The organism is Marinococcus halophilus (assembly GCF_900166605.1).
Taxonomy (GTDB): Bacteria; Bacillota; Bacilli; order Bacillales; family Marinococcaceae; genus Marinococcus; species Marinococcus halophilus.
Window position 1 is genome coordinate 40,250 of record NZ_FVZD01000003.1, and the last position, 24,965, is coordinate 65,214.

General features: G+C 42.7%; 32 protein-coding genes. 27 read left to right on the forward strand and 5 right to left on the reverse strand.

Going from position 1 to position 24,965, the window contains the following annotated elements; all coding sequences use genetic code 11:
* Window position 1: 1 nt before the first annotated feature.
* From B5066_RS00370 to B5066_RS00415, 10 genes are all read left to right on the forward strand, one after another.
* Window positions 2-1,969: a VirB4 family type IV secretion system protein gene (locus B5066_RS00370; protein ID WP_079473985.1), complete on the forward strand. Its 1,968-nt coding sequence runs from the start codon at window positions 2-4 to the stop codon at window positions 1,967-1,969.
* A 4-nt stretch (window positions 1,970-1,973) separates the two neighbouring features.
* On the forward strand, window positions 1,974-3,080 hold the full coding sequence (locus B5066_RS16910) for a bifunctional lytic transglycosylase/C40 family peptidase (protein ID WP_079473986.1): 1,107 nt from the start codon (window positions 1,974-1,976) through the stop codon (window positions 3,078-3,080).
* 13 nt (window positions 3,081-3,093) lie between these two features.
* Window positions 3,094-3,690, forward strand: coding sequence for a hypothetical protein (locus B5066_RS00380; protein WP_079473987.1), 597 nt, complete (start codon window positions 3,094-3,096; stop codon window positions 3,688-3,690).
* The gene (locus B5066_RS00385; RefSeq protein ID WP_079473988.1) at window positions 3,680-4,540 is read left to right on the forward strand and encodes an AAA family ATPase; all 861 of its coding nucleotides are present in this window, start codon (window positions 3,680-3,682) and stop codon (window positions 4,538-4,540) included. Before B5066_RS00380 ends, B5066_RS00385 begins: the two co-directional genes overlap by 11 nt.
* Before the next feature lie 281 nt (window positions 4,541-4,821).
* Window positions 4,822-5,094: a hypothetical protein gene (locus B5066_RS00390; protein WP_079473989.1), complete on the forward strand. Its 273-nt coding sequence runs from the start codon at window positions 4,822-4,824 to the stop codon at window positions 5,092-5,094.
* A gap of 3 nt (window positions 5,095-5,097) precedes the next feature.
* Window positions 5,098-6,282 carry a MobP2 family relaxase gene (mobP2, locus tag B5066_RS00395; protein WP_079473990.1) on the forward strand — a complete coding sequence of 395 codons (1,185 nt, stop codon included), beginning with the start codon at window positions 5,098-5,100 and terminating at the stop codon, window positions 6,280-6,282.
* A complete protein-coding gene (locus B5066_RS00400; protein ID WP_079473991.1) occupies window positions 6,279-6,728 on the forward strand; it encodes a hypothetical protein in 450 nt (149 codons plus the stop codon). Before mobP2 ends, B5066_RS00400 begins: the two co-directional genes overlap by 4 nt.
* A gap of 2 nt (window positions 6,729-6,730) precedes the next feature.
* Window positions 6,731-7,000 carry a hypothetical protein gene (locus B5066_RS00405; protein ID WP_079473992.1) on the forward strand — a complete coding sequence of 90 codons (270 nt, stop codon included), beginning with the start codon at window positions 6,731-6,733 and terminating at the stop codon, window positions 6,998-7,000.
* A 17-nt stretch (window positions 7,001-7,017) separates the two neighbouring features.
* Window positions 7,018-9,117, forward strand: a complete 2,100-nt coding sequence (locus B5066_RS00410; RefSeq protein ID WP_079473993.1) for an ArdC family protein — start codon at window positions 7,018-7,020, stop codon at window positions 9,115-9,117.
* Window positions 9,118-9,133: 16 nt separating this feature from the next.
* Window positions 9,134-10,108, forward strand: a complete 975-nt coding sequence (locus tag B5066_RS00415) for a DUF3991 domain-containing protein (protein WP_079473994.1) — start codon at window positions 9,134-9,136, stop codon at window positions 10,106-10,108.
* A 273-nt stretch (window positions 10,109-10,381) separates the two neighbouring features.
* Here B5066_RS00415 and B5066_RS00420 read toward each other — a convergent pair whose 3' ends face one another.
* From B5066_RS00420 to B5066_RS00435, 4 genes are all read right to left on the reverse strand, one after another.
* On the reverse strand, window positions 10,382-10,570 hold the full coding sequence (locus B5066_RS00420) for a hypothetical protein (protein ID WP_079473995.1): 189 nt from the start codon (window positions 10,568-10,570) through the stop codon (window positions 10,382-10,384).
* A 116-nt stretch (window positions 10,571-10,686) separates the two neighbouring features.
* On the reverse strand, window positions 10,687-10,923 hold the full coding sequence (locus B5066_RS00425; RefSeq protein ID WP_079473996.1) for a hypothetical protein: 237 nt from the start codon (window positions 10,921-10,923) through the stop codon (window positions 10,687-10,689).
* The gene (locus B5066_RS00430; RefSeq protein ID WP_079473997.1) at window positions 10,920-12,143 is read right to left on the reverse strand and encodes a DNA polymerase IV; all 1,224 of its coding nucleotides are present in this window, start codon (window positions 12,141-12,143) and stop codon (window positions 10,920-10,922) included. Before B5066_RS00430 ends, B5066_RS00425 begins: the two co-directional genes overlap by 4 nt.
* A gap of 15 nt (window positions 12,144-12,158) precedes the next feature.
* Window positions 12,159-12,506, reverse strand: a complete 348-nt coding sequence (locus B5066_RS00435; protein WP_079473998.1) for a YolD-like family protein — start codon at window positions 12,504-12,506, stop codon at window positions 12,159-12,161.
* A gap of 201 nt (window positions 12,507-12,707) precedes the next feature.
* Between B5066_RS00435 and B5066_RS00440 the strand changes: the two genes are divergently transcribed.
* The 3 genes from B5066_RS00440 to B5066_RS00445 are packed head-to-tail and all read left to right on the forward strand — an operon-like array spanning window position 12,708 to window position 13,364.
* The gene (locus tag B5066_RS00440) at window positions 12,708-12,947 is read left to right on the forward strand and encodes a hypothetical protein (RefSeq protein ID WP_079473999.1); all 240 of its coding nucleotides are present in this window, start codon (window positions 12,708-12,710) and stop codon (window positions 12,945-12,947) included.
* Between the two features lie 23 nt (window positions 12,948-12,970).
* A complete protein-coding gene (locus tag B5066_RS16620) occupies window positions 12,971-13,141 on the forward strand; it encodes a hypothetical protein (RefSeq protein ID WP_179123990.1) in 171 nt (56 codons plus the stop codon).
* Window positions 13,142-13,166: 25 nt separating this feature from the next.
* Window positions 13,167-13,364: a DUF6440 family protein gene (locus tag B5066_RS00445; protein ID WP_079474000.1), complete on the forward strand. Its 198-nt coding sequence runs from the start codon at window positions 13,167-13,169 to the stop codon at window positions 13,362-13,364.
* A 280-nt stretch (window positions 13,365-13,644) separates the two neighbouring features.
* Here B5066_RS00445 and B5066_RS00450 read toward each other — a convergent pair whose 3' ends face one another.
* Window positions 13,645-14,232 (reverse strand): hypothetical protein, encoded by a 588-nt coding sequence (locus B5066_RS00450; protein WP_079474001.1) that lies wholly within the window; start codon window positions 14,230-14,232, stop codon window positions 13,645-13,647.
* Window positions 14,233-14,388: 156 nt separating this feature from the next.
* On the opposite strand from B5066_RS00450, the gene B5066_RS00455 reads away from it, so the two are divergent.
* From B5066_RS00455 to B5066_RS00525, 14 genes are all read left to right on the forward strand, one after another.
* Window positions 14,389-14,682: a DUF3784 domain-containing protein gene (locus B5066_RS00455; RefSeq protein ID WP_079474002.1), complete on the forward strand. Its 294-nt coding sequence runs from the start codon at window positions 14,389-14,391 to the stop codon at window positions 14,680-14,682.
* Window positions 14,683-15,463: 781 nt separating this feature from the next.
* The gene (locus B5066_RS00465; RefSeq protein WP_079474004.1) at window positions 15,464-15,883 is read left to right on the forward strand and encodes a cytidine deaminase; all 420 of its coding nucleotides are present in this window, start codon (window positions 15,464-15,466) and stop codon (window positions 15,881-15,883) included.
* A 176-nt stretch (window positions 15,884-16,059) separates the two neighbouring features.
* Entirely contained in the window at window positions 16,060-16,224 is a 165-nt protein-coding gene (locus B5066_RS16625) for a hypothetical protein (RefSeq protein WP_179123991.1), read from the forward strand.
* A 51-nt stretch (window positions 16,225-16,275) separates the two neighbouring features.
* Entirely contained in the window at window positions 16,276-16,473 is a 198-nt protein-coding gene (locus B5066_RS00470) for a hypothetical protein (protein WP_079474005.1), read from the forward strand.
* A gap of 56 nt (window positions 16,474-16,529) precedes the next feature.
* Window positions 16,530-16,817, forward strand: a complete 288-nt coding sequence (locus tag B5066_RS00475) for a hypothetical protein (RefSeq protein ID WP_079474006.1) — start codon at window positions 16,530-16,532, stop codon at window positions 16,815-16,817.
* A 61-nt stretch (window positions 16,818-16,878) separates the two neighbouring features.
* A complete protein-coding gene (locus B5066_RS00480) occupies window positions 16,879-17,196 on the forward strand; it encodes a hypothetical protein (RefSeq protein ID WP_143745363.1) in 318 nt (105 codons plus the stop codon).
* A 36-nt stretch (window positions 17,197-17,232) separates the two neighbouring features.
* Window positions 17,233-17,892 (forward strand): restriction endonuclease, encoded by a 660-nt coding sequence (locus tag B5066_RS00485; protein WP_079474008.1) that lies wholly within the window; start codon window positions 17,233-17,235, stop codon window positions 17,890-17,892.
* An 18-nt stretch (window positions 17,893-17,910) separates the two neighbouring features.
* Window positions 17,911-18,519: a recombinase family protein gene (locus B5066_RS00490; RefSeq protein ID WP_079474009.1), complete on the forward strand. Its 609-nt coding sequence runs from the start codon at window positions 17,911-17,913 to the stop codon at window positions 18,517-18,519.
* A gap of 34 nt (window positions 18,520-18,553) precedes the next feature.
* On the forward strand, window positions 18,554-19,750 hold the full coding sequence (locus B5066_RS00495; protein WP_079474010.1) for a DUF5677 domain-containing protein: 1,197 nt from the start codon (window positions 18,554-18,556) through the stop codon (window positions 19,748-19,750).
* Window positions 19,740-20,225, forward strand: coding sequence for a hypothetical protein (locus B5066_RS00500; RefSeq protein ID WP_079474011.1), 486 nt, complete (start codon window positions 19,740-19,742; stop codon window positions 20,223-20,225). The genes B5066_RS00495 and B5066_RS00500 overlap by 11 nt, the downstream gene beginning before the upstream one ends.
* A gap of 429 nt (window positions 20,226-20,654) precedes the next feature.
* Complete coding sequence (locus B5066_RS00505) at window positions 20,655-21,098, forward strand: hypothetical protein (RefSeq protein ID WP_079474012.1); 444 nt, start codon at window positions 20,655-20,657, stop codon at window positions 21,096-21,098.
* A 23-nt stretch (window positions 21,099-21,121) separates the two neighbouring features.
* The gene (locus B5066_RS00510) at window positions 21,122-21,403 is read left to right on the forward strand and encodes a hypothetical protein (protein WP_079474013.1); all 282 of its coding nucleotides are present in this window, start codon (window positions 21,122-21,124) and stop codon (window positions 21,401-21,403) included.
* Window positions 21,404-22,167: 764 nt separating this feature from the next.
* The gene (locus B5066_RS00515; protein WP_079474014.1) at window positions 22,168-22,725 is read left to right on the forward strand and encodes a hypothetical protein; all 558 of its coding nucleotides are present in this window, start codon (window positions 22,168-22,170) and stop codon (window positions 22,723-22,725) included.
* 896 nt (window positions 22,726-23,621) lie between these two features.
* Window positions 23,622-24,905 carry an extracellular solute-binding protein gene (locus B5066_RS00525; protein WP_079474016.1) on the forward strand — a complete coding sequence of 428 codons (1,284 nt, stop codon included), beginning with the start codon at window positions 23,622-23,624 and terminating at the stop codon, window positions 24,903-24,905.
* The last annotated feature ends 60 nt before the right edge of the window (window positions 24,906-24,965 follow it).

The following is a 24,965-nucleotide window of genomic DNA, read 5'->3' on the forward strand; positions in this document are numbered from 1 at the left end:
CATGCTCGCATCCATCATGCAAAAAGTACGGGGGCCAAAAGACGAAGAACAACAGGAACAAGGGAAAACCGAGGGCTATAACCGCGAGCTGTTAAGTGAAATCCAGCCGCAGGGCGGCATCAAGTTCAACGAAAGCTATATCCGCAAAGGAGACGGCTACGAAACGTGTGTGCATATTTACGACTTTCAAACGATCGTCAATGACTTCTGGCTCGAAGAGATTATGAACATGCCGAACGTCATTGCGGCTCTAGACGTAGCCACGCCGAACCGCCGGGAGGTCATGTCGAAGTTAAACAAAAGCATGGCCGAACAAAAAACCCGGACGATGCAGGCCAAAGAAACGGCTGATGCGATTGAAGCCACGGAATCGTTTGAAGAACTCTCCGGCATTTACAACGAAATCCGGCAGGGCGAAGTCGTGAAACGCATTGTCCTGCGCCTGTATGTTTCAAGCAAGACCTTAGACGAACTGGAAGTGACGGTGAAAAAGGTGATTGATGATCTGGAAGCCCTGAACTTCCGGGGGTCGGTCTTTCTGAACGAACAGGAGTATGAATGGGGCAGTCTGATTGAATCCTTCTCCCACCAGATGAAGTACCCAAACAAACGCAAGGGCATTGAACTTCCGGCGCTGTCCCTCGCCGGGGGCTTTCCATTCCACTATACGTCGCTGGATGACCCGTTCGGGACGCACTACGGCACAACGGACACCCACGGGAACGTCATTTTCGATCTGTTTCATAAGGACAAGCAACGCAAGTTCTACAATGCCTTAATGATCGGCAAAATGGGGTCGGGAAAATCCACGCTGCTGAAAAAAATGGCGCTCGACAATGCGATCAAAGGCCACAAGGTACGGATTCTGGACGTCACCGGGGAATTTGGGGAACTGGCCGAAGCCCTAGACGGCAAAACCATTGCGTTGGATGGCTCGGACGGCTCGATCAATCCCTTGCAGGTGTATCGGTCCGAAACCACGGACGAAGGGGCGATTAAACAGGAAGCATCCTTTGCGAAGCACCTTTCGAAAATGCAGGTGTTTTATCGTTTCATCAGCCCGGATGTGGCAAACGAGGAAATCAAGGAGTTTCAGAACACCCTGCGCCGCCTGTACATCGAACAGGGCTTGTGGTCGGACAGCATCGACCCGGAAGAAAACAACATCACCGAACGGCGGCCGGAGGAATACCCGATCTTTAGTGATCTGCTGACGATGATTCAAGATGATCTCTATATCGACAAAGACAAGCAACTGGTCAACGAGGACGTGAGTGTTCACCGCCGGGAACGGCTGGAAAACATTGAACTCAACATCAAGAACTTGGTGGAAACCTACGGCCGTTTGTTTAACGCTCATTCCAGTCTGATGGACTTTGATAAAGAGGACTTTGTGGCCTTTCATCTGCGGAACTTATCGGAGCTGTCATCCGAAGTCTTTCAAGCCCAACTGTTCAACGTCCTCAACATGCTTTGGGACGGGATGCTCGGGAACGGGCAACCCCAACTGCAAGCCTTCAACAAACACCGTCTGCGGTTTGAGGATGCGGTGCGGTACTTGATTCTGATAGATGAAGCGCATCACATTATCAATACTCGAAAAGGGTCGGAACACGGCGTTACCTTCCTGCAAACCTTCATGCGGGAAGCCCGGAAGTATTTCGGCGGCCTGTTCTTTGCGAGCCACGTCATTGAAGATTTTGTTCCCGATAAGGCCGATCAGAGTGCGGCCGAAGAAGTCAAAAAGCTGTTCAGTCTCACGCAGTACAAATTCATTGGCGAACAGGATAGTGAATCACTCCCCCGGTTGAAAGAGATTTTTACGGGCCAGCTCAACGATTCGGAACTGGGGCAGATTCCCTACTTATCGCAAGGGGAAGTGGTGCTTTCCATTTCGTCCGTGAAGAACATCAAAATGAAAGTGGACGTCAGCAAACAGGAACTAGACCTGTTCGGGGGAGGGGCGTAAGACCATGAACACGGTAGCCAAAGGAGCCGCCAAAGCCGGGGGTGCGGTACTCAAACTCGGCACACTAAAACTGCGTATCATCATCGGATTGTCGGCGCTTCTGGTCGTCCTGTTCACGGTGATGGTGATTGGATTCTTTCAAGTGATGATGGATACGACTTCCTCCGATAACAGCGAAGGGAACGGCACATTCGTGGCCGGAGGAACACAAAATATCTCGGCCAAAATTGAAAATCTGCGGCCCGTCTATGAACAGTATGCGGAGGAATTTGGGGTCAGCGATCACGTCAACGTCCTCATGGCGTTATCCATGCAGGAATCCGGCGGCCGGGTGGACGACATCATGCAGTCGTCCGAATCGCTGGGCCTTCCTCCGAACACGATTGATGACCCGGAACGCTCGATTGAACAGGGCGTCCGGTATTTCTCGAAGGTGCTTGAAGATGCCAACGGCGACGTGAAATTAGCCCTTCAGAGCTACAATTTCGGCGGCGGTTTTATTGATTATGCGAACGCCAACAATGACGGCGAATACTCGAAGGACCTAGCGATTGAGTTTTCTAGGCAACAATATCAGAAGGTCAAAAGCACCGGAAACTATTCGTGCATCCGGCCGGAAAGTGCGGAAACCGGCGCTTGCTATGGCGATATTGGGTATGTCGATGCGGTCATGAAATACGTCACGAACACGGCAACCACACAGATCACCGGAGATGTGGCCGAAGTCGTTCAAGTAGGCGAAAAATGGATTGGCAACAGCAACTATGTGTTTGGTGGTGGCCGTACCCGGAGTGACCAACAGGCCGGACGGTTTGATTGTTCGAGTTTCGTGTTCTGGGCGTATGAACAGGTCGGGGTGGAACTCGGAAACCTCGGCTCGGTGAACACGGATTCGCTCAAAACCAAAGGCCAACGGGTCGATTACTCGAACGCCCAACCGGGCGATCTGGTGTTTTTCGATACCTATAAACTGGACGGCCACGTTGGGATTTATGCCGGAGACGGCAAGTTTATCGGTTCGCAGGGAAGCACGGGCGTAGCGATTGAAAGCATGGAAGATGGCTATTGGGGCGACAACTTTAACGGTCGGGTCAAACGCATTTCTTCCTAACAGGAGGGACAGGATGGAGACGCTCAAAACCTTTAAATACTTCTCGATTGTGCTTCTTTTTCTATTATTGTTGTTCAACGGTTTCTTCTTTTTCAGCAATCAAACGGACGCTCCCACAGAAGCCGAAGCGAACGAATTAGAAAGCAAAATCAGCCAATTAGAAGAAAATAACGAAGCCTTAGAACAACAGGTCGAGTATCAGTCCAAGACCGAACGGGAAGCCCGGTTCGATGAACTGGAAAGCCAGACCGCTGCGTTTATGAATACAGCCTTTGTGCATACCACGGATAACTATGCGAAGCAAAAAGAACAAGCGGAAAGCATCATGAGCGATCAACTCATGGACCGATTTTTCTCTGCGGAAATGTATGGAGGCGGCGAAGTAACGACCGATATTGCGAACGAAGAATATTTCATTAAAAACATGGATGATGCCGAAAACGCCCAAGTGATCGTGCGGCTCGATCATCAGATTCATTACAAGGAAACCGGCGTAGATGAAACCAGTCCGATCTTAATGAAAGTACATTTTGAACGACAAAACGGCACATGGATCGCGCAACGCATGGAAGATATTTCGGACACGGAAGGAGGATTCGATGCTGAATAAAGACCGGGTGAACTTACGCAAAAAGACCAGCAAATGGTTCGGAGTGATCACAGCGGTGGTGGTATTAGGCTTCATTGGATTCAGTACATCGAATATGTACATGGAGGAAACGATCGACGTTCAGGCGTCTCCGATTGGCGAAGAAATCACCACCAGTGGAACGGATAATGTGGAAGTATTGGACTGGATTTATGACAAAGAGAAAAATAACATGCAGGTCGTGATCGACATGAACGATCTTCGTTTTGAACAGGATTCGTTACAATTTATGAGCAAACAACGGTCCAACGGAGAAGAAGTTCCGGTCGAAAAAACGTATCAGATGAACGACTATGCGGTGTTTGAAATCAGCCAATTAGACAAGAATTATGAACAGGTATTGCTTCAAATTGACCAACAGCAAGAACAAGAAAATGACGGTTCCGCAACCGATTCGGATGCTGAAACGAACACGGAAGAAGTCGAAAACGTGGTTCAACTATACACGGATTATCGGAAAGTCGAAGAAGCAGAAATATCCTCCGATGATGAATACGGCTACGTGAAATATATTATGAACACACTCATTGAAGATACGGAACAAACCATTGAAACGAAGAAAGAGGAACGCCAAACGTTGAAGAAAGAGATCGCTGATCTTGAAGAAGAAGCCAATCAAGTGGAACAGGAAAAAGCGTATCAAACGGACGAAGAACAAACCGAAACGGACGGCTATTTGAACTCTTTAGAAACCGAAAAGAAACAGCTCCAGGGCGATATAGATGCGCTAAACGAACAGATTCAAATGGAACAAGAACGCATCGACAGTTACGAAGAACGCAAGAAACAGGAAAGCATTTCGCTTCAATAAACAACAGGTTTTCGGTCATTTTTTGACCGGACCCCTGCAATAAAAGCCTTTGAAACTGTCTCACAAGTGTCACAAAGGGGTCTGTGTGACTCACAAGTGTCACAGTGCTGTCTCACAAGTGTCACAAAGAGCAATTTTTACGTACCCACGAAAAGTCCGGCACTGCCGGACACCCCAGCTTGTCTGGGGTCACTTTTCCCTTATGCTCTTTCTGGATTTTGAACTTTGCATCGGGGTTGTCATGAATTGGGGTTATTCTGTTACACGAAAGGAGCATTAATATGGAAATCAAAGTACGAGAATTAGACCCGGTCGTGGTCAAGCACATTGACGAACGTGCCAAACAACGAGGGCTTTCCCGACAACATTACTTGAAAGAATTGATTGAAAACTATGTGATGCAAAAGGAACTAAACGAAACCGATCAAGCACACAAACTATTAATAGAAAAAAACACCGAAGCCCTGAACCGATTCAGTGAACAGGTGCAACGACAAAACGAATGGATGGAAAGTATGAGTGACGATATGGATGCGGTACGAGAGGAAGGATAACGCATGGAAATCGGAAGCAAAACGGCGGTCGTTGTAACATCTGAATTTTCGATACCGAAAAAAACAATGGGGGATAAGCGGTTCTCGAATTACGTCAATTATATGGACCGGGACGAAGCAAAAAACGAACAGGATTTTGCTTCCTACAATGATTATATGGATGATGACCAAAAAGCCACATCGTTATTTAATTCATACAAAGATGATCTCTCGAACGAAGAAAAAGAACAGGTGCAAAAAGAATTTAAACGAGGACAAGAAAAAGGAAGCATTTTGTATAAAGACGTGATTTCTTTTGACAATGAGTGGTTACAGGAAAACGGCATCTACGACCCAACAACGAAACAGGTAGATGAAAAGAAATTGAAAGAAATAACGCGCACAGCGGTGTCTGATATGCACGAAAAAAATAACTTTAAAGACACGATGACGTGGACCGGAGCTGTTCACCATAACACCAAAAACATTCATATTCATTTGGCCGCCGTGGACATGGAACCGGGTGACGATCAACGGGGAAGGCGAAAACTGAAATCACTGGAAGGGATGCGGTCTACGTTCGTCAATAAGATTCAAGACCGGTCGTTTGAACACAAAGAGATTAATGATCTGATGCGAAATAAAATCGTGAATAAAAAGAAAGAACAACCGGACATGAAAGGCATGGACCGGGGCATGAAAAAAGATTTTCTGGCGATCAAAAAGCAACTGCCGGAAAACAAACGGTACTGGCAATACGGGTATCAAAACATTAATCATGTGAAGCCCGATCTGGATAAACTGACCGAAAAATATTTACAAAAGAACTTCCCCAAAGAAATGAAACAGCTCGATCAAAAATTGAACAAAGAAGAAAAGATGCTGAAAAAAGTGTACGGGGAAGGGAACGAATCTCGGTACAAAGATTACAAACAAAACAAAAAAGATGATCTGTATAAACGAATGGGAAACACCTTCTTACAAGAAATGAAATCATACGATTACAAGGAAAAAAACATTGAACAAAAGAAACGTTCCTCGAACATGAGTGACAAACGAGTAAACTTTCAAAAGAACCGGGCGTTGAACCAGATACAGTACGGATTGAATCGTGTGGTCCACGCCGAACTGAACAGCTATCAGAACCAGAACGCCTATGAACAGATGCAACGAAACATTCAAAACAACCAGAGGGGGCAATCCTTATGATGACGAAACAAATGCGTATCCGTCTATCGAATGAAGCGTATGAATATCTTCAAGAATTACAAGAGAATCGGAATATAGATAGCGAATCGAAAACGATTAATGAAATCATTTTAGAACACAAGCACCAAAACATGATCGAAGGAAAAACGGATTACAACACGTCCATGATGATGGCGGAAATGAACCGGAAGTTGGAGCAGGAAATGAATAAACATTTCAAACGATTACAGCTGGGCGTGAACAACACGGACCGTAATTCGCAGATGCTTCTGGAACTGATGAACGGCTTTATGATTCATAATGACGTCTCGCATATTATGACGACCAGTGATTATGAATCGCCTACCTTAGTAACAGCGAAAGAAGAAGTGAATGAACGCATTGCGAACCTGCAACAACGGAAAGCGGAATACGAGAAGAAGAAAAATCACACACAAGGAGGATAAATATGGGCCGACAAGAGTTTGGGTTTATTCAAGAAATCGGAGACAACGATGTGGTGGTGTATGCGGCTAAAGAAGAAATCGTGATTCCTTTAGGTGCGAACGATATGTCTTTGCTCCAAGACATGATCGTAGAAACGGATATGGAATATGTGTTGGTTGATATGGATGAAAAACGATTGATTTTTGACAGTGATCTGATGCAAGGCGAAGCCAATAATCCGGCCCTAAAGGATCTCGATGTGGGCGTGGATGATGATGGATATGTGCGATAACAAAGGAGGATATGGGCATGGCATATAAAAAGAAATCGGCCGAAACCAGACGGCAGGAAGTAGACCAATTAGCCGAAGATCGCAACGATCAAGTGGATAGTTACTTTCAGTCCTCGGACAACATGAAAGAATACTTGAACTTCATGAGCAAGTTCTATGATTACTCGGTCGGCAACTCCACGCTGATTCAAAAACAGTTTCCGGGAGCAAACGCCGTAGGTGGTTTTCAGTTCTGGAAAGAACAGGGCTTTTCCGTTCAGAAAGGCGAAAAAGGAAACAAGATTCTGGTCCCGGCTCCGTATAAAACCTTTGACCGGGAAGAAAACGGCGAAACGAAACAGGTACGGTTGAACAAGGCTACGAAAGAGGAAAAAGCGAAAATCGACCGGGGCGAAATCAACGTTCAAGACCGTATGAGTTACAAGGTTCAGCATGTGTTCGATATTGCGCAGACGAACGCCACGGCTGACGATTTGCCGAAGATTTATCCAAACAAATGGCTGGAAGGCTCGGTTGAAAACTATCAAGCCTTTTACGATTCGATGGAACGGTACAGCAACAACATGAACGTGGACGTGCTGGCCGAACCAATGGAAGAACTCGGGGCGGCCAAAGGCCAGTACATCGAGTACACGCAGACCAGCCCCGGAGGGGCATCGTCCTCTCACCGGGCGATTCAACTCAATCCCCGGAACGATGAACTCCAGAACGTGAAAACCCTCATCCATGAAGCGGCTCACGCTCAACTGCATGGCCGGGACAAGGAAGGCAAGGACCTGCCGCACTCGGAGAAGGAATTTCAAGCGGAAATGACGGCCTATACCGTGGCTACGCATTTTGGACTGGATACAAGCGATTACAGTCTGGATTACCTGCATACCTACAACCAACAGCATGATACGACAACGGACAAAGTGGCATTGCTTCAAGGTGTCAAAGATACATCGTATGACATGATTACGCATTTGGAAGATGATTTAAAGATCGAAAACACCTACGAAGAAGCAAGCACCAATGAATTACAAGAACGATTCCAAAACTATGAAGTAGTCGCCAATGGGAACGTTCAAACGATTGGAGATATGGATGCTGATACCTTCCGGTCCACCTTTGAAGATCGGTATGGCAATAACCTGCTGGCACATGGGGATGTTCGAGGGGAAACGGTCGAACAGGAAGTGCAAGCCTTTAACGGCCTCAAAGACCCGGAGCTGGCTAGTCATAACAATATTAAGATCGTAGACCCAACGATCGAAGAACCACAAGCCTATGTGGAATGGTCGGAAACGAAGATAGAGGGCCACATGATGGCTCTTTCGGACATGGATAAAGCCCTAGCCCAAGCGAACATGAACAGCATGGGAGAGATCGGGTATGACAAAACGAAAGTACAGGTTGTGATGCCGCCCGATGAAGCGAACGACCAGCAAGTGATAGCAACTGATCGGCTGGAGATCGGGGATGGCTCGTACCATGATTTAAACTCGGAACTTGATCGACAGGGCTATTCCTTTCACCAGGAGCATTTGAACGATCAATCGTACCTGCAAGAGATTTATACGCCGGAAGCCTTTGAACAAACCTTTGAGGATTTAGCGGTGAAGATTCAAGAACACAAAGACGGACACACCAGCATGGACAACTCGGACCTCTATGAAAGCCAACGACAGGACGTACAGGCGTTTACCGAAGAACATGGGTACGTTCCTGGGGCAACGGCCGAAGCGATTCATCAAGCCACGACCACGGACGTTCAAGAGCGTCAACAGGACCGGGCAGCGGTCAATCAAAGCGTCCAGTTGGCATCGGCTTATACCTCCTATCACGATCATGTCACCAACGAACAAGGGCAAAAGAACCCGGATATGGAAACGGTGCTTGATCGGGTGGAAAGCCAAAACGCCTATGAAGCCTTAAAAGCACAGGCCGTCGATCAGAACGTGCTGACGGTGGATACGGTGGACCGATTGGAACAACGGGTCAAAGGCGAAACCACGACGGAACAAGAAATCTCATGGCCGTTCAAAAGCGAAGGCAAAAAAACGGTCTCGAAAGAGGAAACCGTGGAGGAAACGCAAACCCGGCAGACTGTCCGGCAGAACGGCATGAGCATGTAGAAAGGAGGGAGAACGCATGGCCAACCGTCGAGTAAACAGTGAGGAAATCGAACAGGCCAAAACCGTGGGAATCATGGATTACTTGGATGCGAATGGCTTAGAAGTCAAACAGCAGGGCAACGGCCAGCCGCCGTATTATAACTTGGTGGACAACGACAGCTTAGTCATTCAGGGCGAAAAATACTACTGGAACAGCCGACAGGAAGGCGGCTACGGAGCGATTCATTTTGCGATGACCTATCACGATCTCTCCTTTCCCGATGCCGTCCGGCGTATCAATGAGCATGAATATGCGCTCGACCGCCAGCCGGTTCAACAGGTGGAGAAAGAGCCGTTTTCCTACCCGTCGCATTATGAGGTGGCCGATACCTCGAACGTCCGGGATTACTTGGTGAATGATCGGAAGGTGGATGAACGAGTGGTCGATTGGTGCTTAAAGAAAGATTTGATCGTGCAGGACCGAAAAGACAACTGCGTGATGAAATGGAAAGACCGGGACGGGGAAACGATCGGCGCTGATCGGCAGGGAACACAACCGATGGAGAACGGCAAGCATTTTAAAGGCGTGGTCAAAAGTTCAGCCGAAGATGGCGGCTTTGCGATCAATGTCGGCCAGAACATTGATAAGATTGCGTTGTTTGAAAGCCCGATTGATGCCCTTTCCTACTGGTCGGAAAAACAGGGAGACGTGCAAAATACCCGATTGCAGAGCATGAGTGGCTTGAAAATACAGGCGGTCAAACGAGGATTACAGGATTTACAGGCCGACGGGCATAAAGTGACGCAGGTGATCTCGGCCGTTGATAACGATGCGGCCGGAGCGCATTTTCACGACAAGCTAAAAGACTATATTAATCATGATGCGATTGTCGATCATCGGCCGACCAACACGAAAGACTGGAACGAGGAATTAAAGCTGGGCGTTCAACAGAATCAGAAGCAACCGCCAAAAGCCAAACAATCGTCTCCTTCAATGGGAATGTCACCATAAGCAAACAGAAGCTAATTGTTCGATTACATCAAGGCGTTGTGCTAGAATCAAAGAGAATAGATAAGGACACACCTATCCTTAACCTATTCCCCTTAGATGTATCATAGTGGATGCACGGAACGGACTTATTACGGGTCCGTTCTTTTCGTTCGATCAACAGACTATATGATACAATAAAAAACGAATAGGAGAAGGTGGCACTTCCTTCTCTCTATTCCTAAATACGTTTGTCGGTTAAGCACAGGAAAAACGGGCCGGGTTGGGTCCGTTTTTTTATGTTTTTTGGCTGGAATGCTTTTTTCGATCATTCAACAATTTATTTCCTATAATGGTACACGTCACTGAAAAGACAATGGCTATCAGCAATTCAATGAGATAGGGCAACGCAAAAAAAGTATCTAACAAAATGATGCTGATGGTGACGAAAACACCGGCTAGTATTCCTATCTGCCATTCCTTCATCGTAGAAATCCACCCCTCGAACATCAAAGAATGTAATATAATCTCTGCTATTATTCTACTAGGAAATGGAAACAAAAGAAATGAACGTTAGGGTTGATGCTGTGAACCGTGGGGATTTAATCATACGGACACATGAGATCATCCAGAGAAAGGTCTAGCAGCATGGCTAAGGCTTCGGCTTCCCGAAAACCGATGTTTGGCACTCGGTTCATTTCATAGGCTTCATAGACCGACTTCGACACCATACTGAATGTACAGACGTCGTTCACGGTTAAATCTTTGGACGTTCGGGCATGATACAGCAAATCACCGATGTAATGAGGGGAACGGGGGTCCCGGATAGGCTTGTTCATTTGTAATGACCTCCAATTTTTTTCGATCGTTCGAGGGCTTGACCGGCATCGGTCAAGGACGAAGCATACATAATAATGCCGCCGCCGTACCGGTCTTTCAAAGCATCAAGCGTCTGGTTCAAGGAGGACCGGTCCTCCACGTCATCAAATAAACTTAACTGCCGGTGCGTGTCCGGTTCGACTTTTTCCAGCGACACACCAATGCGCCGGACCGGTGTGCCAAGCCAGTGCCGATCAAACAACTTCTGACAGGCGTGATAAATCACCCGGCCGTCATTGGTCGCCATATTTAAAGTTAGTTGCCGGGAAAAGCCGACCGGGTTTTCATATGTGCCGCCAATACTTAACGACAGTTGATTCCCTATTAATCGTTCGTCCCGGGTGCGGCGGGCCACTTCTTCGGCCAGTTCGCGCAAAATCACAAAAATCTCGGTGCGTTGATGGTAGTCCCTCGGCAGGGTCATGCCGTGGCCGATGCTCTTTTTCTGTTGATGGGTGTCGGGTGTCACCGGAGACGGGTCCATGCCGTTCGCATACTGCCACAACAGCTCCCCGTTAATACCCCACCGATGCTGTAATTCTTCGACCGGGTACGTGGCTAAATGGCCGATCTTGCGGATGCCGGTTTGCATGAAGTGTTTTTCCATGCGACTGCCGACACCGAACAGCTCCCCAATCGCAAACGGCCAAAAATCATCGGCTAGGCGATTCTTGTGAAGATAAAAGATGCCTCCAGGGCGTTTTTTCGCTTGCAGATCACACGCACTTTTCGCCAGAATTTTATTTTCTCCAATGCCAATACGGGCGTAGATGCCAAATTGTCGTAGAATAGCTTTTTGCAGACGTTTAGCGGCTTGCTCGGGCCGGGACTGATGGACCGTTCCGGTGAGTTCGATAAACGATTCATCCACGGAGAACGGCTCCACTTGATCGGTATAGGTTAAAAACAGTTCATTGATCTGCGTGGATATGTCGATATAGCGTTGCATCCGGGGTTTAAGGACTGTGACCTCGGGACAAAGCGATTGGGCTTCCCCAAGCGCCTGTGCGGTCTTGATGCCGTAGCTTTTCGCCACGGGACAGGCCGCCAGAATCACGCCACTGCGCCGGTCCGGGTCGCCGGCCACCACGACCGGATGCCGGGACAGGTGCGGATGATACACCTTTTCGACGGACGCATAAAAACTCATCATGTCGATCAAAAACACCACTCGTTTCATCGGTTCGCCCTCCTTTTATCCCTGCCACGTCACGGATTGGATATGTTGAAAAGGAATCGTTGCCACAGCTCCCCCTACTTGAAGCCAGACCTGCGGCGGTGCATCCCGAAAACGGGCCACATAGCCGGTCGCCGTGTGAAACTGGCCGTTCTGCCAGTACGTGACGTCCAACAGCCACGTATAGGCCATGCCGTCATGAATCATCTGCATCACTTCCTCGATCATTTGGTCGTCCAGTTCGGGCGGCTCCTGCCACGTTTGGGCTTCCTGCCGTTGGAGCCATTGCTTGCGCCATTCCGGGAGAATCATGCGACTACTTTCCCAACGGAGATTGCTGTTCGGTGTGAGTTTGGTAGATTTCATGGGTATCACGTCCTTTCGTTACTACTTAGTATACACGAACAAGCGTTCGTTTAAACAGGATTTTTAAATAAACATTGAATCATTGTTTCCTAATATCTATTAAATTATTAATTAAAATATCATTGTATCATTGTATCTTTTTGGTTTGAATGTTATGATAGGTTTAGACGTTGAGAAAAGATAGATAAATGAGGAATCGACATGAATCAAAACTGGAACATGGAAGAATTGGAAGCGAAAATTTACAGCAGTTCCAAGCAATTATTAATCGTTAGTGTCATGCTCATGGTGGTGTCCTCGGCATCCCTCTGGTTACAACAATGGTTCTCATGGCTGGCGATTGTGGCCGTTCTACTGCTTCTGTCCTTGTTCACTTTCATTAAAGTGGTACAAATCTTTCAGTGGCAGAAACGGATTAATGAATTAATGAAACGAAAATGAGATACTAGAAAGGATGAGCAACCATGCAACAGTTTGCTTTTACGATTACCGATCACTTTTTCCCTAGCATCTTAGAGGGAGAGATTCAGGCCGATCACGAAGAAGCTGCGAAAGCGAAAATCAAAAGCCTGTATGCGAAAGAATTAGACACCGAAGAACAAGCAATCGACATTCTGACATTAGAACAACAGTAAATCATGCCAGGGGAGGGTGACGGCTGTGTTTGGACGAAAAAAAGAGGAACAAGACCAACGGTTTTATCTCAAACACAAGAACAGTATTTCATTTCTTGGGGAAGTTTCCATTATTGTTGATCGAGAAACAGGCATTAACTATATCAATTCGTCCATAGGGAATGGAAATGGTTTAACCGTTCTATTAGATGAAGAAGGAAATCCCGTTCGAGATCAAATATAAACAGGATTAGAAAAAGGAAAAGAAAAAAGAAGGGAGGAAGAAAGTGGATAGTATTAGAACATTATCTGTTTTGTTATTGATAATCATTGGTATCATTCATATTAGTGGCATGTACGTATTCCCGTTATGGTTTATCCTATTGCTCCCGGCGTTAGCAATACTAATTAATATCGGCATTGCTAGGTACGAAAGAGATAACGAAAAAGCTCTAGATGAATAGAGCAAGAAAAGCATAAAAAAAGAGGTGCTGGGAACACCTCTCTATCTTGATAGAAAAAAGCTAAAACGCCACGAAAAAGCCTCCTAGAAGCAAAAGTACGACGACGCCAACTATGATGGTAAAGCACCAGTACGTGAAAGCGATTGTTAACGATTTCGCTCTGCTCGTATTTGCGGCGATCTGAATAGTGCCGACAGTGACAATAAATGCCCAGATAATCAAAAGCCATTCGAGTATTCCATAGACGAGCGAAAATAATGCTGAGGCGGTCCCTTGCATGAGAAACAGAAATAATCCAATAAGCGTAATCGGTAGCAAAAAAAGCGAAGGAATAATCGTGGAAACATTAACCCAAAAAGCCTTTTGATAAGAGATGGGATGATCATTAATACTGCTTGCGCCTTTCAAAATCAAAGGTGTTATAAAGACAGCACATACGAAAATTAAGATAGTGAAGATTAAAAACCAGAAGGTATTTGAAAGAAGGGGAGACTGATTAGTGTCCGGAGAAATGTAAACGTTAATAAACGCTTGTAAAAGATTAATACCTAGAATAATAAATGCTATTAGTGGAAGCGAGTAATGATTGGTTAAAAAAGCAAATTGCTTCCGTGGCTGAAAAGGAAGTTGAAGAATGGATGTAAACACGAAGAGGCCTCCTCAGGTTGTTTGTAATTTCGTTCCATTTAAAACATTAATATACGTTCACGAAAGTAGCAATTCTTTATGAATGGAGTTGTTGGTTCGTAAGCGTTTTTGAAACGTTTAAGATTCTTTTTAGCTGAGGGAAAGGATTGTTGGGATATGCACGTTGGGCTAATTATTATTGGATTGCTTAGTTGGGTCTTTGCTTATTTGGTTGGTATACGAAAAAATCTTTATTTTCTTCGAGAATTTAGTTATAGAAGGGTAAAAGATACAAATAAATTGGCTCGTATTGGCGGTTTCTATTTAGCTTTTATTGGAACGATTATGCTTATCTTGGGTTTCACCAGTTATGAACATTCAAATACAATTTTATTAACAGCATTAATCATGATCGTTGCCGGATATATTATGATACAAATTTATGTGCGGTTGCGAATGATAGAACGCTAAAACAAAGAAGCTGGAAAGAAAGCCTTTCTTTTTTAGGATGTATAAAATCTTTACAGTGTAGTCGCCAATTTAAGAAGGAGAATCTAACTTTGTCTTTCTACTTCTTTACTATATTCATTTCTTTTATTGCTTTAGGAACTGTTTTTTTTATTAAAAATGCTTCAAAGATGAATAGAAGATATTTTCTTCTAACACTGATAATAGGATTATTATCAATACTTTGCTTTTCAGCTGGGTTTATCCATCCTCAACTCGGATTTTACGGTATATTATTTGCGTACTTCGGCATCTTCTTTTATATCGTTTTCTTGTTAATGTCGATACTTTATCGTTCGAGATAACAAAACTTAGAATCTTTGTTTTGTCTGTAATATAGAAATTAAAGTGAACAAACCTGCTAAGGCAATAGAAGCATGCAAATTAATAAAACCTAGAGTATTGAACTGAGGATTGATGAAAAGAGCGTAAATGTACAACAAAGAAGCTAGACCACCAAGAAAGCCTATTAGAATGAATTTAATCTTTCTTATTCTTGAAGCATTTTTTATAAGAAACCACATACCAATAATAATCATTGTTAGAAAAAACCCATGTAATAACATTATCTTCCCCCAATAGTTGAAATGTGTATATTCATTGTAACAAATTGGAAAAAATTTCAGAGATATAAGACTTTTTTAATACATATAAATGAAATGCTTAATTATCATATGGATGGAATTTATGGAAAATGATAACATTATATACGTTTAGAATAATTTAATAACAAGGGCGGGTAATCATGAATTTCGAGGAAAAATTATATCAAGAAGCTATCGATCTAGTTAAAGAGAAGTATCCTACTGGTTGGGGAGGTGCAGCGGCAATAGGATTAGAAGACGGTACCATTTTAACGAGTATAGCTCCAGAAGTTATTAATGCTTCTACGGAACTTTGTATCGAGACAGGAGCTATATTAGAAGCTCATAAAGTAGGAGAAAAGGTAACACATTCTTTGTGTATTGTTCGTGATGATGAAAATGCTAAATTTGAAATATTATCTCCCTGTGGTATATGTCAGGAACGGTTATTTTACTGGGGGTCAGATGTTCAAGCGGCAGTGACCATACCAGAAGAAAACGAATTAGTATTCAAAACCCTTTCAGATATTCAACCTTACCATTGGACAGCTGCTATTGCTCCAGAAGATTTGTATGAGTAATGTAATTTTTAAAGAAACGAGTAAGTAAAAGCTCGTTTTCTTTTTTTCTTCTAAAAGACCTTTTGGGTATACCCTAAAGGACAAAAGAGAAATGCTGGCATAGCAATGTTTTTTAAGGTTCTTTTAAATGGTTCATTTACATTAGACAGCAAGGAGGGGTTAATACGGAAATAGTAATGAACATAGCCATAAGTATATACGGGCTTCAAATGCTTTTGTTCGTGCCGTTGGGCCTGTTGAATGAACTAGCAATCATTAGTGATCGAAGAATGAAAAAGTATATGGTCGGTATAGGCATCAGTGCTTTATTCCTTCTTTTGATAGCCTTGATTGTAGCTTGATTAAACCAGTTCGTATAGAAAACATCATTAGATCAATAAGGAGTTTTTACCATGAGCATCATAGAACTATTCAACAGCATTGACCGCCAGACCCTCTCCATAACGATTCTTGGCTTTTTAGTGGTTCATCTGATCGTGTTTGGTGTGATCTTACTTGGCCGTTCGCACGCTATCACGAAGGTTGTTTTTGGAACGGCGGCCGCATCGCATATAGCACTCATGTTTATCATCTACTCGGCCGTCTATTAAAAACCACGATCTACAATAAAAGTGAAAAACGAACCAAATAAGAAAGGAAGATTAGAATGAGATTTGGTGATATTATTTTTATGGCAGTTTTGCTTCTTCCCGGTATATCCGGCATGATTGTTTTCATTATGATGGGTGGAACTGGTACTGGCACATTACCTAGTCTGGAAACGATGAAAGGCATTTATGATCGTCTTTGGACCATAGCTTTGTTCATTACGGTGGCGGGCATAGCCTTGATATTCTTTGTTAAAAAAGATGATGAACTTACGTTAAAACTCGGTTTACCAGCTATGGTGTTCCTAATTGGGGCTGATATAATAGTAAATCAAATGCCTATATGAAAGAAGCATTAAAGGAAAGAGGGATTTTGTGATACTTATTGGCAATATTGTGCTTCTGATCTTGTTCGTGGTCATACTTGTTCAGTCTTACCGAAAAGCTGATTGGATTTCGTTTGCGATTGCTTGTTTCGTGACGGTGCTTAGTATGGGAAATATCATCCTCTCTGCGGTGGATGTAGAGGGTTCGATCACAACGACCATTGAGACACTGGAAGCCGTCGTTGATGTTTTATGGAGCATCGCTATGGTAATGATAGTGGCGGCCACGGCGTATTTGTTCTTGGTGAAGAAAAATGAAGAACTCGCTACAAAATTTGGTATAACTGGAATCACATTATTAATGATGGTGTTTCTCGCCAAAGAACTAATTCCCGTCTAACAGGGAAAATACGATAAGAGAAAAGGGAGCGTTACGATGGAAGGCTTCTCCATTTCCATGCTTATAACAGCCGTGATCGTGCTGATTGTTTTGGTGTTCCTGGGGCAAGGGGTGGTTTATCTCTACCAATGGTGGCAGAAAAAACGGCAGTTTCAACGCATCATCGACAGCGGCCTTCCATCCATCGACCAAATGGACGGGGTACAGTTCGAGCATTTTCTGGTCGAGCTGTTCCGGCAGTTGCAATACAAGGCCAAAGGGTCGAAGGCGTCTCACGACTACGGAGCGGATCTTATTTTGGATAAAGACCATCGGATTGTCGTACAGGCCAAACGTTACGGCGTACATAACAAAGTGGGTGTAAAAGCCGTTCAAGAGGTCTTTTTTGCTCAAACCTATTTCCAAGCCAATGAAGCGTGGGTCTTAACGAACAGCTTGTTCACCCAAAGCGCCAAAAACGGAGCTGAAAAAACGGGCGTGAAGCTGTTTGATCGGGAGGACTTGCAGCGGTGGCTCTTGCAGGTGAATCCGACCCTTGATGCCAAGACCGTAGTTGAAACCGTAAAGCCGAAAGAACGGAAATGTCCGGCATGTGGCGGCCGTCTGGAAAAGCGTACATCGAAACACGGGGCGTTTATGGGATGCAATCATTATCCGACTTGTACGCATACCGAACCGATTAATGCGAAGAACTAAACAAAGGAGCGCAACCATATGGCTGGCAAACATATCGGCTATGCAAGAGTAAGTACCAATGAACAGAATTTAGAACGGCAGATGCAGTTACTCCGGGAAGCCGGATGCGAAAAAATCTTCACGGATAAAGATTCCGGCCGACAAATGAAGCGTAAAGGCTGGGAGGAAGCCAAAGCCTTTTTACGGGAGGAAGATACCCTATTCATCCATGATCTGAACCGGCTCGGCCGGAGCATGGAAGGCATCAAAGAGGAGTGGGAAGTCTTAACAAAAATGAAAGTGCATATCGTGGTGTTGAATATGCCAATCTTAGACACCCGGAAATACGGGGAAATGGAAATTGTCGGGCAGATGGTAATGAACCTCTTAAAAGAAGTGTTTGCGTGGATGGCCGAAGAACAATGGAAGCAACGAAAAGAAGCCCAAGATCAAGGCATAGCGATTGCAAAGGCACAGGGAAAGTACAAGGGCCGTCAAACCGAATTTAGCCCCGAAGGTAAGCATCGGGACAAATACTACATGATTCTGAACCTTCTGGAGCAAGGATACGGCCAACAGGAAATAGCCAAACGGATGAACTGCGGCCTGTCTACGGTAAAACGAATTAAGAAAAGAAATAGTCTTTAAAATTTCAAATACTGTAATGTAAGAAGATTAAAATATGTTTCGCAATTTTGTTCGAGCAACCGATAACGAATCAGCCCTTGACGAAAGTGAAGGATTATCACCACTTCTAGTCCTCAAATGGTTAGAAAGTAAATTAATAGAAAATAATCCGGATAAAGAGGAATTTAATGATGAAGAAATAACAGAAGGTATCGAAGATATTAGTAAAGAAATGCAAAATATGGTTGTCGATCAGAAAAATCGTGATGATATTATTGATATTTTCAATACCTTTGCTTATCAAAAACGAGAAGAAATTAGGATTAAATTCAATGGGTTTCTTAATTGGCTAGAACAAACTTATGGTTCAGAGTTTTTTTATTTAGAAACAGCTGATCTTCTAAGTCGTGACCTTCTCTATTTATTTGAAAAGCATTTGTATAACGTAAAAAATCCTTCTCGGCTCAATCAATTATTATTTCTTCAATACTTAAGAGCATGTGCTTTATTCTCTGAAATAATCTATTTGGTGAAGGGTGGATTCGCAAATGGTGCTTTAACGAGATTTCGTACACTTCATGAATTAACAGTTATTACAGAATTCATCTATAAACGTGGAGAACAAGCTGCTGATCGATACCTTGATTATGTAATAGTTATGGATAAAAAAGATATAGATTATAAAAAACGAGAATTAGGGATAACTGAGCAAAATGAAGAATTAATAAGAGATTTAAACAAGAAAATACAAAAAATAAAAAAAGAAAAAGGGCCTGAGTTTGTAAACGATAGAAGTGATTATATTTGGGCTAAACCGTTTTTAAATTTAAACTCAAAAGAAAATGCTACTTTTCATAAAATCTTTAAAGCTACCCGTGAAAATAAACAGGGGGGAGAGCAATATAAGGACGCATCTAATAATATTCATTCAAGCCCTAAATCTTTAAATTCTGCTATTAATACAATAAATGGTACACCAATAACGGGAGCTTCTAATTTAGGATTTAACATTCCGGCCAGTTACGCAACTTACGAGATGGAACAATTAGGACACCTATTGAGTAAAGAATTGGCTAATAATATTGAACAACTTAATTTAGATATAACAGAAATGTTAACTCCTAACTTTATTACTACCTTACAAAATTACTTACGAAATATGATTAATCAAGGCTTTGTAAAAAAAGAAAAAGCAATAATAGAAGATGAAACAAATACTGAACCAGAAAATGATGATTTAAATGATTCATGACCTGGAGGAACAATTAATTCAAAAAGGCGTCAGCCCTTCTCATATTGAACGCATGAAAATCGAAACGAATGAATTATTGGACCAAAAAAGTGAACAGTATGAGCTTGATAAGAAGGCTGGGCAAGTGACCGAACTTGTTCCAGTCGATCGTATTAAAGCTCTTATAATAAGAGGGGAAAAAGGCGTGTCATGGTTCGATCATGTTCGTTTTTACGATGATTTAGACAACAGTTTTACTCGAATGAAAGACAACTTTGATCTGTTTCTAGCAAGTGATCTGAAAAGCTATTATGATTATTTTGCAGATGGCCGCACATGCACCTATGCTTTTAATTGGGAGAATACCTTGCAACTTAATCATTATGTGGACGAGAACATATATACAGTTAAATACGGTAATCATCGAGCGACACTAGCAAAAGTAACAGGAGTTCCTATTATTGAAGCAAAGGTATCAAAATGGTATAAAAAATGATTTTATCAAAACCTCATACATTAAGCATTTATCACTCTAATTAATGCTAAGGAAATCATTCGTTTCCTTGTAAACAATGTTTCAAAACACTAGGAGAACTACGTTGGTAAGGGTTATGATTAATGAAAGTAAACGCTATTACTTTTAGCAAGTTCAAAGGTAATGATGACATGGTATAACCCTTAGCTATCCATCTTAAGTATTCTTCGGTGTCTTGAAAGAAACGAAGCAAAAAGATCCGTTTGTTTGTGATTCGGCCATGTCGAATGATTATCAAATAAAAGATGACATGCTTAACAGTCAAATATTTGATCGTGAACGAGTGAAACAGTTTCAGCGAGATCATTGATCAATATAAGCACGATAAGCAATCTTTGTATAGGCATCGAGAAAAAGAAAATGACATGCTAGAAAGGATCGAAAACACTTATGAGCAAATACAAAAATAGATCGAAAAAACAGTTTCCCACGATAGATCGGGAAGAAAACCAACCAACCACAAACAATATTCAACCACGAGATATTGAAGTAAAGCCTTCGAGGAAAGGAGCAACAGACATTACCCCTTTAAAAAGCAGCACCTCCAAGTATGTTTCTATTCATTGTTCGCCAGAAGATAAAGAAAGGCTTAAAGAAATGGCTGTTATGAATGAAACCACGATGGTTCATCTCATGGAAATAGGAGTACAATATATGGCTACGCAAGAACAATTAGAGTTAGAAGATAAGGTATCTAAACTTCAACAATCACCTACGATACGAATTCATCCCGAAGATAAAAAAACTTTGAAGAAACTAGCTTATAAATATAAAACAACAAATCTTAATATGATTGCCAACATTGCCGACTACTTAGAAGAACGTTACAAGTAGTATAGGGAGGTACCGATTTTACGATGATAGCAAGCACATTAGATGCTGGCCGACAAAAGATTGCCGCACTGCCTACGAGTGTTAGGTTTTCTTTACTTATCAGTTTTCTTTTGTCAGCCTTATTTTTATTTCTTATATTTCCCCAAACGTTTATAGTAGTGACGATTATTACTCCGATGGTTATTGTCATAGGCATTTTTCTAATCTATGCAATGGCTTATATTTTATTGACTTTGATCAAGATAGCTTTAGGAGTTATTACTTTTATATTGTTATTTATCGGTCTTAGCCATTTGTTATTTTAAAGTCCTTAGCCTTTGTTTACACATCTGGCAATGAAATTCTCCCGTTGGGATTAGTGAAATAAAATCTTCATTAGGACTCTATTAAAAGCTATTATGTATATTCCTTATATAAAATAAACTTTTACGTTAACTGAAACGTTTATGTAAAAGCTTAAATTTAATATTCTAAGTTAAGAGGCAACTTCCGATAAGAACCGTTATGTTCACGAGGTACTAGCAAGACTTTATGTGACACGCTAGGTGTTTTCTTGATGCGGGTATATGTATCTTTACGTTAGTTGTGCCCACAAATAAGATTAGAAGCAATAGAGAGGGTGAGGAGGCAAGCATGTCTGAATACCAACCGAAACAAGTTAGGGAACAGAGAGACGGTACCAGGAGTATCTTGTGAAATAGATACATGTTCCATGAAAAACACAAAAGTAGAATACTATTTTAATTTATGTTCTAGAAAATAGCGACAACGACAATCAAATACACCATCAGTTACCGATATCTTTAATCGAATCGTTCCTGAAATGAAAACGTTCAGCATCCACTACGATGATAGGGTTGAAATCGTACAGTTAGAATATATTTTTCTGCTAAATCAGTAATACTAATAACAGCCATTTGGTGTGGTTTGAAGGTACTACTTTATAAACTTTTCTCATGGATTTTGGTGTAAGTGGTCCCCGTCTATTTCTAACGAAATTCGTTTTATCACTTCCAATTTTTACAATTAATGTTAATTTAAAGTTAATTACAGCAAAGGGAGTGACAAAATGAAACAGTATTTCAATCGAAAAACGCTCATTATGCCTTTAACTGCCACTTTTTTAGCCTCTTCTCTAAGTGTATCTTTTGCAGGAAATGCCAATGCTGCAAGTGAGGAAACGGTACATAAGGTGCAAGAAGGAAAAGCGACGAGTGATGAATGGACGGCTGAAGAAAAAGAAGAAGTCTTCGAAGAAATGACATACGAGGATATTCAACAATTGGAAGAACACTCTGTTACGAATGAATCCGAAGGAGACTTCACGACCCAAAGCAAAGGCTCGATCGCTATTAAGCAGGCCTCTAAATACTTAAAAGATAATGTAAACAAAGTAGACGGGTACATCAATAGTGGTATTGATAAGTTACCAGTAGGTTCTCAACGGAAAAAGACATGGAAAGCTGCTATATCGGTGGTGGGGATTGCCAACGTCATGGATCACTATGTAGGAATCGTAAGTAGTGTGGAAGAAGCAATGACTAATGCGATTGTAGACACGACCCCCATTCCAAAATGGGCGGCAAGTGGTATTTCTAAAACTGTGACCTTCTTCCTCCCAATTTAATATTTTGGATGGATTTCATTAGGAATATTATTCGTTAAAGTAAAAGTTCAGGGGAATCCTGGACTTTTTTATGTTAAAGGTGCGTGGTTGAAACATGAATAAATTTTGGGATATCTTGTACACCTCTCTATTTAGCTATTGGGTGTTTGGAACGGTTACGATTATTACCTGGTTAAGTGTGACCGACTATTTGGACCGTGTCTATGCCAGTATGCTCTATAATGCGGTATTCGCTCTAGCAAGTTTATATTTAGCTCTAGTTAATCGTGAAAATAAATTCAGGAAGAATTTTATTATTTTTCTCGTCGGTTTTTTCTATGCTTTAGCTGGGGTTACTCTTATCTTTTATTATCGAGTTCTTTCTTAAGTACATACCTAAAAAAAGCAAAGCCTATGAATGAGGTTTTGCTTTTTTATTTACAGACTACTAATAATCGCGATTATGTTAAGTATTGATTGAGCCTTTGATTATAGAAAAAGGAGGGTCTTTTCCTCCTTTTGAGATGTCTCATCTCCTCTCATAATTTCTCAGTCATTTTGTATTACTACAGTTGCAGTCACAACCAGTCAATTTCCCTAACTTACAACAAAGGAAGTAAGGACTGTTATAGCTTTAATCGGAACATCTCCACAGTGTCTAAGCTGCGGAGATGCTACCTTTCGTCAAGTAAAGATTGTAGCAGAAAAAGGAACAATATTTATACGAGTTATACTATGATTCGTGCGGTTTAAAACGAAAATATTGCAAACGTTTGCCTTAAAAGAAAAATTTATAAATCATTTACTATTGCAATTAAAAACGATTGTAAATATAATAAAATTAAATTTGAAAGCGATTTCAATAATGCTTTAAATGCAAACGTTTGCTTTCATAACCAAAAGTAGGGGGAAATGACATGAAAAAAAGACTTAAATGGCTGGCGATTCCTTTTTTAAGCGGAGCAGTTATACTCACGGGATGTGCACCGGACAGAGACGGAGGTGCTGAGGAGAGCGGCGGCAGTTCGGGCAACGAAGAGCCGGATAAACCAGAAAGCTTAAAAATTTGGGCAAATGATGAGGACCGGCAGGTAAACGCCTATAAAGAAATCACAGAAAACTTCACTGAAGAAACCGGTATTGAAGTTGAAATTGCACGCCAGGATTTTGATGGACAAACAGAAAAAATTTCTTTGGACGGCCCGGCAGGCAATGGTCCCGATTTATTCTTTCAACCGCATGACCGGATTGGCGATATTCAACTCCAGGGGCTTGCATCCCCGTTGGATGCAGAGGATGAAAGGTTAGATGAATACCAGGAAGAAGCTATACAGGCAATGACATACGACGGAGAGCTTTATGGAATTCCGTCGGTAACAGAAACTTACGCTTTGCTGTACAATAAAGAAATTTTGGAGGAACCGCCGGAGACCCTGAAAGAACTTGAAGAGGCAGCCGAAGAGCACACGGATGCAGGTAATGATGAGTATGGATTTTTGATGGAAGCAGCCAACTTTTATTTTACCTATCCGTTTGTCACAGCTTATGGGGGGTACGTTTTTAAGCAAAATGAAGACGGAACCTACAATACAGAAGATATTGGACTTGCTACTGACGGAGCGGTAGAGGGTGGAAAAATGATTGGTTCATGGTACGAAGAGGGCTATATCCCTCAGGGAATAACTGCTGATGTAATGAATGGACTGTTTGAAAGCGGGGATGTTGGAGCGGTTGTAAGTGGGCCGTGGGCTCTGCGGGGGTATGAAGAAGCAATAGGTGAAGAAAACCTTGGAGTAGCCACGCTGCCAACGACAGAAGACGGCGAAGAGCTCACTTCATTTTCGGGAGTAAAGGGGTGGATGGTTTCTAATTTCGTCGAAGAGGATCGAAAATATTGGGCGGAAGAGCTGGCGTTATTTATGACCAACGAAGAAAGCTCCGAAATATATTTTGAAACTGCTGGAGAAGTTCCAACGAATACAGCGGTTGTAGAGTCAGATCTCATTCAGGAAGACGAATATTTTGCAGGATTTGCTGAACAGACCAGATATGCAGAGCCGATGCCAAACGTGCCGGAAATGACGCAGGTATGGGATCCGATGGCAGACGCGCATGAATACATCGCAGAGGGAGCTGCCGCAAAAGAAGTGCTTGAAGAAGCAGAAGGTCAAATAAAAGAAGAAATTGAACTGCAGGAATAAGTTTAAATTATAAAAATATGGCGCGGGCTTTTGAGAAAGTGTGAAAGTCCGCGCTCAATA